We start from the raw sequence: 14,753 nt of genomic DNA on the forward strand, positions 1-14,753 counted from the left end.
GATGAACATTCACGAATATCAGGCCAAAGCCCTCCTTCGCAGCTATGGCGCACCGGTGTCCGATGGTCGCGCCGTGTTGCGCGCCGAAGAAGCCAAAACCGCAGCAGGTGAGCTGGACGGCCCGCTTTGGGTTGTCAAAGCACAGATCCACGCAGGTGGTCGCGGCAAGGGTTCGTTCAAAGAGGCCGACGCCGGTGAAAAAGGCGGTGTTCGTCTGACCAAATCGGTTGAAGAAGCCGCTGAAGAAGCCAAAAAGATGCTGGGCCGTACACTGGTCACGCATCAGACCGGTCCGGCAGGCAAGCAGGTCAACCGCATCTATATCGAAGCAGGCTCGGGCATCGAGCGTGAACTGTACCTGGCCCTGCTGGTGGACCGCCAGACCAGCCGCATTTCCTTCGTCTGTTCGACCGAGGGCGGCATGGACATCGAAGAAGTGGCCGCAGCGACGCCCGAGAAAATCCTGTCCTTCTCGGTCGATCCGGCCACCGGTTACATGCCGTATCACGGTCGCCGCATCGCCTTCTCGCTGGGTCTGGAAGGCCCGCAAGTCAAGCAATGCGTCAAACTGATGGGTCAGCTCTATCAAGCCTTCGTCGAGAAGGACATGGAGATGCTGGAAATCAACCCGCTGATCGTTTCCGACAGCGGCGATCTCAAGGTGCTGGACGCCAAGGTCGGCTTTGACGGCAACGCGGTCTACCGCCACCCGGACATCGCCGAACTGCGCGACACGACCGAGGAAGACCCCAAGGAACTGGAAGCCTCCAAGTACGACCTGAACTACATCGCACTGGATGGTGAGATCGGCTGCATGGTCAACGGTGCCGGTCTGGCGATGGCGACGATGGACATCATCAAGCTGTACGGGGCTGAGCCTGCCAACTTCCTCGACGTGGGTGGCGGCGCCACCAAAGAGAAGGTCACCGAGGCGTTCAAGATCATCACCTCGGACCCGCAGGTCAAAGGCATTCTGGTCAACATCTTCGGCGGCATCATGCGCTGTGACGTGATCGCCGAGGGCGTTGTCGCCGCGGTGAAAGAGGTCGGCCTGAAGGTTCCCCTGGTTGTGCGTCTGGAAGGTACGAATGTCGAGAAGGGCAAAGAGATCATCAACACCTCTGGCCTGGACGTGATCGCGGCGGACAACCTGAAGGACGGCGCCGAAAAGATCGTGAAGGCGGTTAAGGGTTAAGCTTGTTCAAGTGGGGCTGGCCTCGGGCCCGCCCCATCGCGGTTAAAACCAAGCTGAAAAACATTGCCGCGCAAGGCTGAAAGAAGCAATCGATCTGATGACCATCCCAATCTTCCTCATAGGCTTGGAACGCGCCACAGGGCGGGCGCGTTTGATGGAGCAGGAGCTGCAAAAGGCAGGCCTGTCGGCGACGCGCGTCAACGCTGTTGACTGCGATGCCGCCACCCGTGAGGATTTCCTGCGCGAATGCAAGGCCGAGGGGCCGTGGGGCTATTTCCATACCAAGGACATGGCTTGCACCCTCAGCCATGCCAAAGCATGGGAGGCGCTGATCGCCTCGGGCGCGGAACAGGCCTTGATCCTCGAAGATGATGTGTTTCTGACACCGGAATTGGCCGACTGGTTGAATGATGCGTCATGGTGGCCCGCAGATGCCGATATCGTCCGGTTCGAACGCTGGCGCAGCACGAAGCTTTACGTGGCACTTGGACGCAAGCGGTTGTCCCATTTGGGGCGGGAACTGCGCCTGATGCGCTCGCGCCATCCCGGTGGTGCAGCTTATGCGCTGACACGCGAAGCGGCCCGGCACTTTCTGGCCCAGAAACCCTTTGACATCACGCTGGATGGTTTGTTGTTCAACCCGTCCGCCTCGCCGGCGGCGCGTCAGATCAACATCTATCAGGTGATCCCGGCCATGGTCGAACAGGGCAACGAAGCGCCCGGCGAATACAATATGGGTGCACCGCGCGCGCGGCCAACAGGCTGGCCTCTGATCCGGCAAAAAGTAAGGCGTGGCATCGCTGAAATCAGCAGCGGCCTGCGTACCACGGCCAACCTGGCCCTGGGACGTGCCACGCTCGAGAAAATTACCTATGCGCCGCAGGTTCTGCCGGCGACTGAACCCAATCAATCCAACACCGCCTAGAGAAAGGGACAAAATGGCAGTCCTCATCGACGAAAACACCAAAGTGATCTGTCAGGGCTTTACCGGCTCGCAGGGTACATTCCACAGCGAACAGGCCATTGCCTATGGCACCAAGATGGTCGGCGGCGTCACCCCCGGCAAAGGCGGGATGGAGCATCTGGGCCTGCCCGTGTTCAACTCGGTCCACGAGGCCAAGCACGTGACCGAAGCCAATGCCAGCGTGATCTATGTGCCGCCGCCGTTTGCTGCGGATTCGATCCTCGAAGCGATTGATGCCGAGATGGAGGTGATCGTCTGCATCACCGAAGGCATCCCGGTGCTGGACATGATGAAGGTGAAGCGCGCGCTGGAAGGCAGCAAATCCCGCCTGATCGGCCCGAACTGCCCCGGTGTCATCACGCCCGACGCCTGCAAGATCGGCATCATGCCCGGCCATATCCACAAGCGCGGCTCGGTCGGTGTTGTGTCGCGTTCCGGCACCCTGACCTATGAGGCCGTCAAGCAAACCACCGATGTGGGTCTGGGCCAGTCCACCTGTGTGGGCATCGGCGGCGACCCGATCAAAGGGACTGAGCATATCGACGTGCTGGAATGGTTCCTGGCCGATGACGAGACCGAGTCGATCATCATGATCGGTGAGATCGGTGGCTCGGCCGAAGAAGAAGCCGCGCAGTTCCTGGCGGATGAGGCCAAGAAGGGCCGCAAAAAGCCGACCGCCGGTTTCATCGCAGGCCGCACAGCCCCTCCGGGCCGCCGCATGGGCCACGCGGGCGCGATTGTCGCCGGTGGCAAAGGCGGCGCCGAGGACAAGATCGAAGCCATGCGCAGTGCCGGTATCGTCGTTGCCGAAAGCCCGGCGCAGCTGGGTGAGGCTGTGCTGGAAGCGATTGGGTAAGCTGTGAGACGAGGCCGTAAACTACTGTATGGCCTAGTGGCTGCCCTTGTGGCAGCCACGCCCGTCTGCGCAATTGCCAAAAACAAGGACGTCGCATCTGAAACCGTTGCCGCTTGCCAGTCGACGACCGACCTAGCTGCTTTGACCGATAGTTTAATCCAGATCGGCTGGACGCCTAACGTGCCTAAGGAGCTTGATGATCGTGCGATTCGATCATACGCAGCGACATATCTCGTCAACCATCTTGGTTTTAGCGACTATGCGGACGCCCGAATTGCCGCCACTTGGGAGTTGGCTCTCAAAAATGCAAGAGGTGCGCGAAATTTAAAGATTGTCGATGGTTCACAAAAAAAAGACCGTTGGTTCGTTCTAAAAAAAACCGGCAGCGTTTTGCGGATCGACAGCTTGGAGCATGAGACCTACGGCCAGATAAGCTGTGTTCTTGCATTCAAAGAGGAAGACTCTCCTGTTACTTTTGAACGGTTGCTCGGCGTGTCGGGTCAAGATCCTCATACGCTCCCTCCAGTTTACCATCTTCGTGGTCAATCTGCCGAACACAACGGATTCAAACGGATTCTGAACGGAGCAATCTTGAACAAAGAGCGCATTTCAGCTGTTTCAGAAACTGAAATTGATGTTTCCTCGGTTTATTCAACATTTACCTCAAAACAATCGGGGAATTCAGAATGACCTTCTCCGACGCTATCCGCACCTGTTTCTCCAAGTTCTTCACCTTTTCGGGGCGTGCCTCGCGGCCCGAGTACTGGTTCTTTTTCCTGTTCATCGTGATCTGGAACATCATCGCCGGGATCATCGACTGGCAGTTCTTCACTCAGGTCGCGATCACCGAAAGCGATGAGGTGAAATCTGTCACCGCAACGTCCTCGGCTCCGGTGCAGAGCATCGTCGGCCTGATCGTCTTCTTCCCGCATCTGGCCGTTGCGTGGAGGCGGATGCACGATACCGGGCGCAGTGGGCTGTACGCTCTGCTGCCGATCCTGCTGATCCTTGGGGCCTTTGCCGTCCTGATCTTTGGTATCGGGATCGCCTCGAGTTTTCAGCATGGCGGAACGCTCGACATTTTGTTTACCCGCGCAACATTGCTGATCGTCATCCCGACACTTATCGTTCTGGTGGTGTCGCCCCTCCTGGTGCTGTGGTGGCTGACCCGCCCCAGTCAACCAGGCACCAATCAATACGGTCCCAACCCACATGAGGTAGCCCAATGACCGAACACTCGCCCAATACTGCCTTTCATGCCTCAAGCTTCATGCAGGGGCATAATGCCGAATATCTGGAACAGCTTTATGCGCAGTACACCAAGAACCCCGGTGCGGTAGACGCTGCCTGGGTCGAGTTCTTCAAGGCCATGGGTGACGCCGCGCCTGATGTGCAGCGTGAGGCCGAAGGGCCTTCGTGGGCGCGCACGGACTGGCCGCCCATGCCAGCGGATGATCTGACCGGTGCGTTGACCGGCGAGTGGGCCGAGATTGACGCCAAGGCCGCAGGCAAGAAGATCAAGGAAAAGGCCGCCGACAAAGGTGTCGAAGTCAGCGATGACCAGATCAAACGCGCGGTGCTGGACAGTCTGCGGGCGCTTATGCTGATCCGGGCCTATCGGATCCGGGGCCATCTGGCCGCCAACCTTGACCCCCTTGGCATGCGCGCGGCCAGCAATCATCCGGAACTGGACCCCAAAACCTACGGCTTCACCGATGCCGATATGGATAGACCGATCTTTATCGACAACGTTCTGGGACTTCAGGTCGCCTCGATGCGGCAGATCGTCGAGATAGTGAAGCGAACCTATTGTGGTACTTTTGCGCTGCAATACATGCATATCTCGAACCCCGAAGAAGCCGCTTGGCTGAAAGAGCGGATCGAAGGGTATGGCAAGGAAATCGCGTTCACCAAGGAAGGCCGCAAGGCGATCCTGAACAAGATGGTCGAAGCCGAGGGTTTTGAGAAATTCCTGCACGTCAAATACATGGGCACCAAACGCTTTGGTCTGGACGGCGGTGAAGCGCTGATCCCTGCGATGGAGCAGATCATCAAGCGCGGTGGTGCGCTTGGCCTCAGCGACATCGTCATCGGGATGCCGCACCGGGGGCGCCTGAACATTCTGGCCAACGTGATGGGCAAACCGTACCGCGCCATTTTCAACGAATTCCAGGGCGGCAGTTTCAAACCCGAAGACGTGGATGGTTCGGGCGACGTGAAATACCACCTCGGTGCTTCAAGCGATCGCGAGTTCGACGGCAACAGCGTGCACCTGTCGCTGACGGCGAACCCGTCGCATCTTGAGGCGGTGAACCCTGTGGTTCTGGGCAAGGTCCGCGCCAAGCAGGATCAGTTGGGCGACACGGACCGCACCAAGGTCATGGCCATTCTGCTGCACGGCGATGCAGCCTTTGCCGGTCAGGGCGTCGTGGCCGAAGGCTTTGGCCTGAGCGGTCTGCGCGGGCATCGCACCGGTGGGACAATGCATATCGTGGTGAACAACCAGATCGGCTTTACCACCGCGCCGCATTTTTCACGCTCCAGCCCTTATCCGACGGATATCGCGCTGATGGTCGAGGCGCCGATCTTCCACGTTAACGGGGATGACCCCGAGGCAGTTGTTCATGCAGCCAAGGTGGCGACCGAGTTCCGCCAGAAGTTCCACAAGGACGTGGTTCTGGATATCTTCTGTTATCGCCGGTTTGGTCACAACGAGGGCGACGAGCCCATGTTCACCAACCCGATCATGTACAAGAAGATCAAGACGCATAAGACCACGCTGTCTTTGTACACGGAACGCCTGGTCAAGGATGGCCTGATCCCCGAGGGTGAGATCGAGGATATGAAGGCGGCCTTCCAGGCTCATCTGAACGACGAATTCGAGGCCGGTAAGGACTATAAACCCAACAAGGCCGATTGGCTGGATGGGCGCTGGTCGCATCTTGACAAGAACAAAGACGAATACATGCGCGGCGAGACGGCGATCACGCCGGAAACCATGGCCGAAATCGGCGATGCCCTTACCCGCGCACCAAGCGGATTTGCCATGCACAAGACGGTTGGTCGTCTGCTTGAGCACAAGAAACAGATGTTTGAAACCGGTAAAGGCTTTGACTGGGCCACTGGTGAGGCGCTGGCCTTCGGATCCCTGCTGACCGAGGGCTACCCGGTACGCCTTGCAGGGCAGGACGCCACGCGCGGCACCTTCAGCCAACGCCATTCCGGATTCGTTCATCAGGAAACCGAAGAACGGTATTACCCGCTGAACAACATTCGCGCAGGTCAGTCGCATTACGAAGTGATCGACTCGATGCTGTCCGAATATGCAGTGCTCGGCTTCGAATACGGATACTCGCTGGCCGAACCAAATGCGTTGGTCCTTTGGGAAGCCCAGTTCGGGGACTTCGCCAACGGCGCGCAGATCATGTTCGACCAATTCATCAGTTCGGGTGAATCGAAATGGCTGCGGATGTCCGGCCTGGTCTGTCTGCTGCCGCACGGGTTCGAAGGGCAAGGCCCCGAACATTCGTCGGCAAGGCTGGAGCGGTTCCTGCAAATGTGCGGTCAGGACAACTGGATCGTGGCGAACTGCACGACGCCTGCGAACTATTTCCACATCCTGCGCCGCCAACTGCACCGGACATTCCGCAAGCCGCTGATCCTGGTGACTCCGAAATCACTGCTGCGCCACAAGCTGGCAGTCAGCACCGCCGAGGATTTCACAACCGGATCCAGCTTCCACCGGGTATTGTGGGATGATGCCCAGAAGGGCAATTCCGACACCAAACTGGTGGCGGATGACAAGATCAAACGCGTGGTGATGTGTTCCGGTAAAGTCTATTTCGACCTGCTCGAGGAACGCGATGCTCGCGGCATCGACGACATTTATCTGATGCGGATCGAACAGTTCTATCCCTTCCCGGCGCATTCTCTGATCAACGAGCTTGAACGGTTCAAGAATGCCGAAATGGTCTGGTGTCAGGAAGAGCCGAAGAACCAAGGTGCGTGGACCTTTATTGAACCCAATATCGAATGGGTTCTTTCCCGGATCGGCGCGAAACATACCCGTCCGGCTTATGTCGGTCGCGCAACCTCGGCCTCGCCCGCGACGGGCTTGGCCAGCCAACACAAAGCCCAACAAGAAGCGCTGGTTAACGAAGCGCTGAGCCTCGAAGGAAAATAAGCGATGACGATTGAAGTTCGTGTTCCCACGCTTGGCGAGTCGGTCACCGAAGCCACTGTTGCAACATGGTTCAAAAAGCCCGGTGATGCGGTCGCCGTGGATGAGATGCTGTGTGAGCTGGAGACTGACAAGGTGACGGTCGAAGTGCCCTCTCCCTCAGCTGGCGTGATGGGTGAGATTGTGGCCGCCGAAGGCGACACGGTTGGTGTCGATGCTCTGCTGGCGACGATTGCTGCCGGTGAAGGTGCAGCCGCGCCTGCCCCGGCAACAGCCGCAGCACCCCCCGAGGCCGCACCCTCTGCATCGGGCGGGTCGGTTGACGTGATGGTGCCCACGCTTGGCGAATCTGTGACTGAGGCGACTGTTTCGACCTGGTTCAAGCAAGTCGGCGACAGCGTCGCGCAGGACGAGATGCTGTGTGAGTTGGAAACCGACAAAGTCTCGGTCGAGGTACCCGCCCCGGCTGCGGGTGTTCTGGCGGAAATCGTCGCGCCGGAAGGTGCAACCGTTGATGCAACCGCAAAGCTGGCAGTCATCTCGGGCGCGACCGCAGGCGCAGCCCCTGCACCGGCAGCTGCTGCTGCGGCTCCTGCAGCAGCAAGCACCGGCAAGGATGTTGCAAATGCGCCGTCTGCCGAAAAGGCGATGGCCGAAGCCGGGTTGTCAGCCGATCAGGTCACCGGCACCGGTCGCGATGGTCGCATCATGAAGGAAGATGTCGCCAAGGCGGTCGCAGCTGCTTCGGCCCCCGCACCTGCGGCGGCTGCGCCGGCGCCCGTTGCTCAGGTTCCGCGCGCACCGGTTGCTGCCGAAGATGAGGCTCGCGAAGAGCGTGTACGGATGACCCGTCTGCGTCAGACCATCGCCAAGCGCCTGAAGGATGCGCAGAACACCGCCGCGATCCTGACCACCTATAACGAGGTGGACATGACCGAAGTCATGGCCCTGCGCAATCAGTACAAAGACCAGTTCGAGAAGAAGCACGGTGTGCGCCTGGGCTTCATGTCCTTCTTCACCAAGGCCTGCTGCCATGCCCTGAAAGAAGTGCCCGAGGTCAATGCCGAGATCGATGGCACCGACATCGTCTACAAGAACTTCGTTCACATGGGCGTTGCGGCCGGCACGCCGCAGGGTCTGGTGGTTCCGGTCATTCGCGACGCGGACAGCATGTCCTTTGCAGCCATTGAAAAGGCCATTGCCGAAAAGGGCAAGCGCGCCCGCGATGGCAAGCTTTCGATGGCCGAGATGCAGGGCGGTACCTTCACAATCTCGAACGGTGGCGTCTACGGCTCGCTGATGTCCTCGCCGATCCTGAACCCCCCGCAGTCGGGCATTCTGGGCATGCACAAGATTCAGGAACGACCGATGGTCATCAATGGCGAGATCAAGATCCGTCCGATGATGTATCTGGCCCTGTCCTATGACCACCGCATTGTTGACGGCAAGGGCGCGGTAACCTTCCTGGTTCGCGTGAAAGAGGCGCTTGAAGATCCGCGCCGCCTGCTGATGGATCTGTAACCATGGCGACACATGTACTCTGGCAGGCCGATGTGGCCGATTTCGACGCCTGGCTGAAAGTGTTCCGCGAGGACAAGCCGATGCGCAAGGCCGCGGGTATCCGCGACCTGCATGTCTGGCGCGACCCCGATCAGAAGGACCATGCGATCGCGATGTTCGAGGTGATCAACCTGGACAAGGCCAAGGCATTTTTCGGATCCGAAGAATTGGCAATGCACCATGAACGAGGCGGCATTGCGCATATCTCGATCAAGCTGCTGGAACCTGTTTGACAATAGATATTCCCGACCCGCCAGATCGGGTCGGGAAAGCGCCGGATCGTCCGGTCGGTTTAGGAGAATGTAATGGCAAACTATGACGTCATCGTAATCGGCGCCGGACCCGGCGGCTATGTCTGCGCGATCCGCTGCGCTCAACTGGGCTTGAAAACCGCTGTGGTTGAAGGGCGCGAAACGCTGGGTGGCACTTGCCTGAACGTGGGCTGCATCCCGTCAAAAGCTCTGCTGCATGCCAGCCATCAGCTTCATGAAGCCGAACACAACTTTGCCAAGATGGGCCTGAAGGGCAAATCGCCTTCGGTCGATTGGAAACAGATGCAGGCCTACAAAGATGAGGTGATCGAGGGCAACACCAAGGGTATCGAGTTTCTGTTCAAGAAGAACAAGATCGACTGGCTGAAAGGCTGGGGCTCGATCCCTGCGGCCGGCAAGGTTCAGGTTGGCGATGAAATCCATGAAACCAAGAACATTATCATTGCGTCAGGCTCCGAACCGTCCTCGCTGCCCGGTGTCGAAGTCGATGAGAAGGTGGTTGTGACCTCAACCGGAGCGCTGTCTCTGGGCAAGATCCCGAAGAAAATGGTGGTGATCGGCGCGGGTGTGATCGGGCTTGAACTGGGTTCGGTGTACAGCCGCCTGGGCGCAGATGTAACGGTGATCGAATTCCTCAAGGAAATTACGCCGGGCATGGACCCTGAGGTGCAGAAGACATTCCAGCGTATCCTCAAGAAACAGGGGTTGAACTTCATCATGGGTGCAGCGGTACAGAAAACCGAAGCAACCAAGACCAAGGCCAAAGTGACATACAAGCTGCTCAAGGACGACAGCGAGCATGTGATCGACGCCGATACCGTGCTGGTGGCCACCGGGCGCAAGCCTTATTCCGATGGTCTGGGGCTGGACGCTCTGGGCGTCGAGATGACCCCGCGCGGCCAGATCAAGGTGGGTGCGGACTGGCAGACCAACGTACCGGGCATCTACGCCATCGGCGACGTGATCGAAGGCCCGATGCTGGCGCACAAGGCCGAAGATGAAGGTATGGCCGCGGCGGAACAGGTTGCGGGCAAGCATGGGCATGTGAACTATGGTGTCATTCCGGGTGTGATCTATACGTGGCCCGAGGTCGCCAATGTTGGTGAAACCGAGGCGACGCTCAAAGAACAAGGCCGTGCCTACAAGGTCGGCAAGTTCATGTTCATGGGCAACGGCCGCGCCAAAGCCAACTTTGCCTCTGACGGGTTCGTCAAGATCCTGGCCGACAAGGAAACCGACCGTATCCTGGGCTGCCACATCATCGGCCCCGGCGCAGGCGACCTGATCCATGAGGTCTGCGTGGCGATGGAATTCGGCGCATCCGCCGAAGATCTGGCCCTGACCTGCCACGCGCACCCGACCTATTCCGAGGCCGTGCGCGAGGCCGCACTGGCCTGCGGCGACGGTCCGATCCACAGCTGACAACCTTGCCCCCGGCAGCGATCAGCCTGTCGGGGTCAACCAGGCATCCAGATAGGTCTTCAACCTGTCGGTGAATGTCGCCGCGGAATGCAATGCGCAGAATCTTAGTGACATGGCCTGAATGGCAAAGGCCTGCACACCTTCGGCCAACAACTCGGGTGGCACATCCTTGCGCACCTCTGCATCTTCGAGCCACAGCATCACGATGCGGAAATATCGCTCAAAACAATAGGCCACCGGTCCTATTTCGGCGACAGCCGTCGCACCGGAATACCTGATCAACAGATCGAATACATATCGCTCGGACGTCATGAAACTGTGAACCGGGTCCAGCGACGCGACGATTTCTGCAACAGTATTGGGTGGTGCTCCGGCCTCGGCCTGATCCAGACACGCATTCAGCTTGTCCGCGATCAGAATTTCCATCAGCGCATCCTTGTCGTGGAAATGCGCAAAAAAGGTGCCCTTCGCGACCCCTGCGGCCTTCACGACCTCTTCCACCCGTAACGCTTCATATCCGCCATTGCGGACGACCTCTTCAGCGGCCGCAAGAAGCTTGGCGCGGGTCTTGATCGTGCGTTTCTGAATCGTCTTTTGCATATGGCTCAATCGCACAATTTCTGACCGTGGTCAAATTTTTATTGACCGTGGTCATTTTTTGATTCTATAAACTGACCACGGTCATTTTTCAGGAGATACCCGATGCAACCGAAAAAGATTCTCATTCTTGACGGACACCCCGCAGAAAGCAGCCTGTCACGCACATTTGCCGAAACATACAGAGACGCGGCCCGCAAAAACGGGCACGATGTACGGTTGGTTCATCTGAGCGATCTGCAATTCGATTTTGATTTCGGTCAGGGCAATTATCACGACTTCAAACCGCTTGAGCCGGTTCTGGAGCAAGTGTTGCAAGACTTTGAGTGGAGCGACCACCTGGTCCTGACCACCCCGATGTGGTGGGGCGGCCTTCCAGCAAAACTCAAAGGACTGATCGACCGAATGTTCATTCCGGGGCGAACGTTTGACACACGGAACACCACCAAGATCGGATTTCCGGCGCCCATGCTGACTGGGCGTACTGCACGCGTCATCCTGACGTCAGACACGCCGGGATGGTTCATGCGCCTGATATACAGGCAGGCGCTTATCCGTCAGGTACGGGACCAGATCCTTGGGTTCGTCGGCTTCAAGCCAACGCGGTTCACCTATTTTTCCGGTGCAAGCTATCCCAAGCCCGGCAGCGTCGATCGCTGGTTGGAAAAAGTATCAAGGATCGGAGCCGCTGCGGTTTGAACCACAACTGGCACCTACATCTACCACATCGTTTTTGCGGCGCGTGCAGGCCATTCCTCGTCATATTGCGCGCCGCCTTCCGCACCGTCTGATGCCTCGGACAGAAGCTGTCCTATCGTGGGAAGATTGCCGCTTCCATCACCGCTGGACCAGATACGCGCCCGGATCAGAGCACGAGCGCATTGGCTGTATATCTCAGCAATTTCAATCACGATAACAGTCGCCGGGCGTTTGCCGGCCTTCTCGAATTGATGCCGCAGGGTCTCATCCGCCGTTACCCGCGCCAACCCGTTCACCCGAACGACGTTATTGGACCCCGGGACGAAGAACATCAGCGAAACACGTGGGTCGCGCACGATATTGCGCAGACTGTCCAGACGGTTGTTGCCGCGCCAGTCCGGCAGAGCCAGCGTATTCGCATCCAGCTCTTTCACGACCGGGCCATCATCGCCCCGCGGGCTGCCATCCACACCTTCTGGGCCAACCGTGCTGAGCACACAGAGGCGCGATGCGAGGATCCACTTGCGATAGAGAGGCGTCAGCTGATGAACGACCTTTCGCAAGGACGGCGCGCCGGGCCGACCATACAACGCTTCAAGCGTTTCAATGTCACGAATGTGCTCCATCCGGATCAAACCCCACTTCCCGCATCAACTCGTTGGAACGTGTTTCTATCACATCTTCCAGCCGGGCAAGGAAGTCGTCCCGGCCAACACCCGGCTCGATTGGGTCGAGGAAATCGACGATCGCAAGGCCCGGTTTGCGCATGACACCCGTTCGGGGCCAGAAGACGCCGGCATTCGTCGCGACCGGAACGCAGGGAAAGCCGAGCCCTTCGTAAAGAACGGCTGTTCCAACCTTGTAAGGTTTCTTCGCACCGGGCGCCACACGTGTCCCTTGCGGGTAAATCACAAGCTGCCCGGGTTCCGAAAACTCTTTCGATACATCCTTGACCATCTTGGTCACGGCAGCACCGCGCTTGCCGCGATTGACCGGAATACAGCCAAGTCGCCGCGCATACATTCCAATGACGGGTGTAAACAAAAGCTCGCGCTTCATAATGAACTTGCCGTGCGGAATCGCATCAAAAATTATGATGATATCAAGAAACGACTGGTGTTTTGCGGCTATGACCACTTCATTCGTTGGGACCCTACCCCGCACTTCACACCGAATGCCAACCATCCACCGGGCCAGCCACATGGTGCTGCGCGCGTAGGTCTTGCACGCCCTCAGGGCGCCAGCCTTGGAAAACAGTGCATAGGGCAGAAAGACAATGCCAAGGATCAGCATCCAGGCGTAGATCACGATCATGAAGATCAATGATCTAACCCATTGAACAGCCATCAACATCAGGAAAGCTCCTTCAATTTGCGTCGGGCCGCAGCCCAAGTAGCAAAAAACGCGACCATGGCACCAAGGATCGGGATAAGAACCGGCAACGCCCAGTCTTTGCCCTGAAAGCCGACGCCGGCCAGAAACCCACCCGATTCCGAGGCTTCGGGCAGCATCAGAACACCGGTCATTCCCAGCAATGTACCGACCGAGGCTCCAAAAAATGCGCGATAAGTAAACCGCCTTACGAATGCGCCCGCTATGAACCCGTCGCGTGCACCGACCAGGCGCAGCACTTCGATGATCTGGGCATTTGCGGCAAGCGACGCATTGGCGGCAAGAGTAATCATGGCCGCGGTCGCACCACCGATCAGCAGGATCGAAATCCACCCCAGACGACGCAGGGACATCGCCGCATCAACCAAAGGCTCCCGCCACCGCGTATGATCATCCAGCACGGCGCCCGGCACCTCGGCCCCCAGTCGCAAACGCAACCCAGCCACGTCGATGCCCGGTTCGGTTTCAATGATCTCGATAAGCTGCGGCACGGGCAGCGTATCCAGCGGCAGATCCGGCCCGAACCAAGGGGCAAGCAACGCCGCCTGCTCTTCCTGCGTCAAAGCACGGGCCGAGGCCACGCCAGGCGTCTGGCTCAGAACGGTCAGCGCGGCCTCGGTCTGGGCCGCACGCTGTTCCGCTGGCGCGTTGATGCGCAGGGTTGCAGCTCCGGCCAGTTCCGAGGCCCAGCGATCCGCAATGCGCCCCGAAGCCAGAGACAGGGCCAGTGCGAATACTGCAAGAAACGCCATCGCACCCGCGACAAACAGGGTCAGGTGTGCCGTATATCCCGTTGGGGGAACAACCCGGTCTGCCCGTTTGTCACCGCGCAACAGATTTTTGAGATCAGGACTGATCATAGATCCGCCCCCGCCAGTTGCAGCTTGCGCTGCGAAATACGCAGGACACGAGCCTGTACCTGGCTTTTGGCCGCGCGGATCAGGCTCAGATCATGGGTGGCGATCAGGACGGTTTTGCCCATCCGGTTCAGTTCGATCAGAAGACGCAGCAGCCGTTGCGACATTTCCCAGTCAACATTGCCCGTCGGCTCATCCGCCAAAACCACGTCAGGCGACAATATGACGGCACGCGCCAGAGCGGCCCTTTGCCGCTCGCCGCCGGACAGTTCAGGCGGGAGCGCTTCGAGCCTGGCGCCAAGACCCACCCAGCTGAGCAGCTCGGTCAGGTTTTCCTGCTCGGATGTTTCCGAACGCCCGGACACCATCAGCGGCAACGCGACGTTTTCGGCAAGCGTCATGTGGTCAAGGAACTGGCAATCCTGATGCACGACACCAACGCGGCGACGCAATACGGCCAGCTGGTCGCGATCAAGGGTTGAAATATCCTGGTCAAACACGCTCAACCGCCCCGAGCTCGGCAGCAGGGCACCATAGCACAGCTTGAGCAACGTGGTCTTGCCCGCCCCGGAAGGCCCGGTCAGAAAGTGAAACGAACCCGGCTGCAATTGTACCGAGACATCACTCAGCAACTCGCCGCCACCGTAGGTGTAGCTGACATTTTCCAGCTCGATCACACGTGCCCCCGTTATTTTGCCGCTCTTCTTGCCCGAGCATGGTGATGGTTTCAATGGCTCTACCGGGTCCAATTGGTGACAC

General features: G+C 58.7%; 15 protein-coding genes. 10 read left to right on the forward strand and 5 right to left on the reverse strand.

What is annotated here, in order from left to right:
- The first annotated feature begins 1 nt into the window (after position 1).
- The 9 genes from sucC to lpdA all read left to right on the forward strand — a co-directional run bounded on the left by sucC (position 2) and on the right by lpdA (position 10,449).
- Positions 2-1,195 (forward strand): ADP-forming succinate--CoA ligase subunit beta, encoded by a 1,194-nt coding sequence (sucC, locus tag I9185_RS13775; protein WP_152456830.1) that lies wholly within the window; start codon positions 2-4, stop codon positions 1,193-1,195.
- Positions 1,196-1,292: 97 nt separating this feature from the next.
- Positions 1,293-2,120, forward strand: coding sequence for a glycosyltransferase family 25 protein (locus I9185_RS13780; protein WP_171634943.1), 828 nt, complete (start codon positions 1,293-1,295; stop codon positions 2,118-2,120).
- 13 nt (positions 2,121-2,133) lie between these two features.
- The gene (sucD, locus tag I9185_RS13785; protein WP_152456828.1) at positions 2,134-3,015 is read left to right on the forward strand and encodes a succinate--CoA ligase subunit alpha; all 882 of its coding nucleotides are present in this window, start codon (positions 2,134-2,136) and stop codon (positions 3,013-3,015) included.
- A gap of 48 nt (positions 3,016-3,063) precedes the next feature.
- On the forward strand, positions 3,064-3,705 hold the full coding sequence (locus I9185_RS13790; protein ID WP_210093333.1) for a hypothetical protein: 642 nt from the start codon (positions 3,064-3,066) through the stop codon (positions 3,703-3,705).
- On the forward strand, positions 3,702-4,244 hold the full coding sequence (locus tag I9185_RS13795) for a DUF805 domain-containing protein (RefSeq protein ID WP_152456826.1): 543 nt from the start codon (positions 3,702-3,704) through the stop codon (positions 4,242-4,244). Before I9185_RS13790 ends, I9185_RS13795 begins: the two co-directional genes overlap by 4 nt.
- Positions 4,241-7,198 carry a 2-oxoglutarate dehydrogenase E1 component gene (locus I9185_RS13800; RefSeq protein WP_210093334.1) on the forward strand — a complete coding sequence of 986 codons (2,958 nt, stop codon included), beginning with the start codon at positions 4,241-4,243 and terminating at the stop codon, positions 7,196-7,198. Before I9185_RS13795 ends, I9185_RS13800 begins: the two co-directional genes overlap by 4 nt.
- A gap of 3 nt (positions 7,199-7,201) precedes the next feature.
- Entirely contained in the window at positions 7,202-8,716 is a 1,515-nt protein-coding gene (odhB, locus tag I9185_RS13805) for a 2-oxoglutarate dehydrogenase complex dihydrolipoyllysine-residue succinyltransferase (RefSeq protein ID WP_210093335.1), read from the forward strand.
- Positions 8,717-8,718: 2 nt separating this feature from the next.
- Positions 8,719-8,988, forward strand: a complete 270-nt coding sequence (locus I9185_RS13810) for a hypothetical protein (protein WP_152456823.1) — start codon at positions 8,719-8,721, stop codon at positions 8,986-8,988.
- A 72-nt stretch (positions 8,989-9,060) separates the two neighbouring features.
- Complete coding sequence (lpdA, locus tag I9185_RS13815; protein WP_210093336.1) at positions 9,061-10,449, forward strand: dihydrolipoyl dehydrogenase; 1,389 nt, start codon at positions 9,061-9,063, stop codon at positions 10,447-10,449.
- A gap of 21 nt (positions 10,450-10,470) precedes the next feature.
- Here lpdA and I9185_RS13820 read toward each other — a convergent pair whose 3' ends face one another.
- Positions 10,471-11,049: a TetR/AcrR family transcriptional regulator gene (locus I9185_RS13820; RefSeq protein WP_210093337.1), complete on the reverse strand. Its 579-nt coding sequence runs from the start codon at positions 11,047-11,049 to the stop codon at positions 10,471-10,473.
- 102 nt (positions 11,050-11,151) lie between these two features.
- Here I9185_RS13820 and I9185_RS13825 point away from each other — a divergent pair, with 102 nt between their 5' ends.
- Complete coding sequence (locus tag I9185_RS13825) at positions 11,152-11,745, forward strand: NAD(P)H-dependent oxidoreductase (protein WP_170346349.1); 594 nt, start codon at positions 11,152-11,154, stop codon at positions 11,743-11,745.
- A gap of 20 nt (positions 11,746-11,765) precedes the next feature.
- On the opposite strand, the gene I9185_RS13830 is transcribed toward I9185_RS13825, so the two are convergent.
- The 4 genes from I9185_RS13830 to I9185_RS13845 are packed head-to-tail and all read right to left on the reverse strand — an operon-like array spanning position 11,766 to position 14,671.
- Complete coding sequence (locus tag I9185_RS13830; protein WP_210093338.1) at positions 11,766-12,371, reverse strand: pyridoxamine 5'-phosphate oxidase family protein; 606 nt, start codon at positions 12,369-12,371, stop codon at positions 11,766-11,768.
- Positions 12,355-13,098, reverse strand: a complete 744-nt coding sequence (locus I9185_RS13835; RefSeq protein ID WP_210093339.1) for a lysophospholipid acyltransferase family protein — start codon at positions 13,096-13,098, stop codon at positions 12,355-12,357. The genes I9185_RS13830 and I9185_RS13835 overlap by 17 nt, the downstream gene beginning before the upstream one ends.
- Positions 13,098-13,997: an FtsX-like permease family protein gene (locus tag I9185_RS13840; RefSeq protein WP_171634956.1), complete on the reverse strand. Its 900-nt coding sequence runs from the start codon at positions 13,995-13,997 to the stop codon at positions 13,098-13,100. The genes I9185_RS13835 and I9185_RS13840 overlap by 1 nt, the downstream gene beginning before the upstream one ends.
- Positions 13,994-14,671, reverse strand: coding sequence for an ATP-binding cassette domain-containing protein (locus tag I9185_RS13845; protein WP_152456816.1), 678 nt, complete (start codon positions 14,669-14,671; stop codon positions 13,994-13,996). The genes I9185_RS13840 and I9185_RS13845 overlap by 4 nt, the downstream gene beginning before the upstream one ends.
- Positions 14,672-14,753: the final 82 nt, after the last annotated feature.

Origin of the sequence: Ruegeria sp. HKCCSP346 (assembly GCF_017872595.1) — a bacterium.
In the GTDB taxonomy this organism is placed as follows: domain Bacteria; phylum Pseudomonadota; class Alphaproteobacteria; order Rhodobacterales; family Rhodobacteraceae; genus Ruegeria.

Excerpts from the sequence above, each read along its gene's own strand:
- lpdA (WP_210093336.1), top strand. The coding sequence starts at position 9,061 with ATGGCAAACTATGACGTCATCGTAATCGGCGCCGGACCCGGCGGCTAT.
- I9185_RS13810 (WP_152456823.1), top strand. The coding sequence starts at position 8,719 with ATGGCGACACATGTACTCTGGCAGGCCGATGTGGCCGATTTCGACGCC.
- I9185_RS13795 (WP_152456826.1), top strand. The coding sequence starts at position 3,702 with ATGACCTTCTCCGACGCTATCCGCACCTGTTTCTCCAAGTTCTTCACC.
- I9185_RS13800 (WP_210093334.1), top strand. The coding sequence starts at position 4,241 with ATGACCGAACACTCGCCCAATACTGCCTTTCATGCCTCAAGCTTCATG.
- I9185_RS13835 (WP_210093339.1), bottom strand. The coding sequence starts at position 13,098 with ATGTTGATGGCTGTTCAATGGGTTAGATCATTGATCTTCATGATCGTG.
- odhB (WP_210093335.1), top strand. The coding sequence starts at position 7,202 with ATGACGATTGAAGTTCGTGTTCCCACGCTTGGCGAGTCGGTCACCGAA.
- I9185_RS13780 (WP_171634943.1), top strand. The coding sequence starts at position 1,293 with ATGACCATCCCAATCTTCCTCATAGGCTTGGAACGCGCCACAGGGCGG.
- I9185_RS13820 (WP_210093337.1), bottom strand. The coding sequence starts at position 11,049 with ATGCAAAAGACGATTCAGAAACGCACGATCAAGACCCGCGCCAAGCTT.
- I9185_RS13840 (WP_171634956.1), bottom strand. The coding sequence starts at position 13,997 with ATGATCAGTCCTGATCTCAAAAATCTGTTGCGCGGTGACAAACGGGCA.
- sucC (WP_152456830.1), top strand. The coding sequence starts at position 2 with ATGAACATTCACGAATATCAGGCCAAAGCCCTCCTTCGCAGCTATGGC.
- sucD (WP_152456828.1), top strand. The coding sequence starts at position 2,134 with ATGGCAGTCCTCATCGACGAAAACACCAAAGTGATCTGTCAGGGCTTT.
- I9185_RS13830 (WP_210093338.1), bottom strand. The coding sequence starts at position 12,371 with ATGGAGCACATTCGTGACATTGAAACGCTTGAAGCGTTGTATGGTCGG.
- I9185_RS13825 (WP_170346349.1), top strand. The coding sequence starts at position 11,152 with ATGCAACCGAAAAAGATTCTCATTCTTGACGGACACCCCGCAGAAAGC.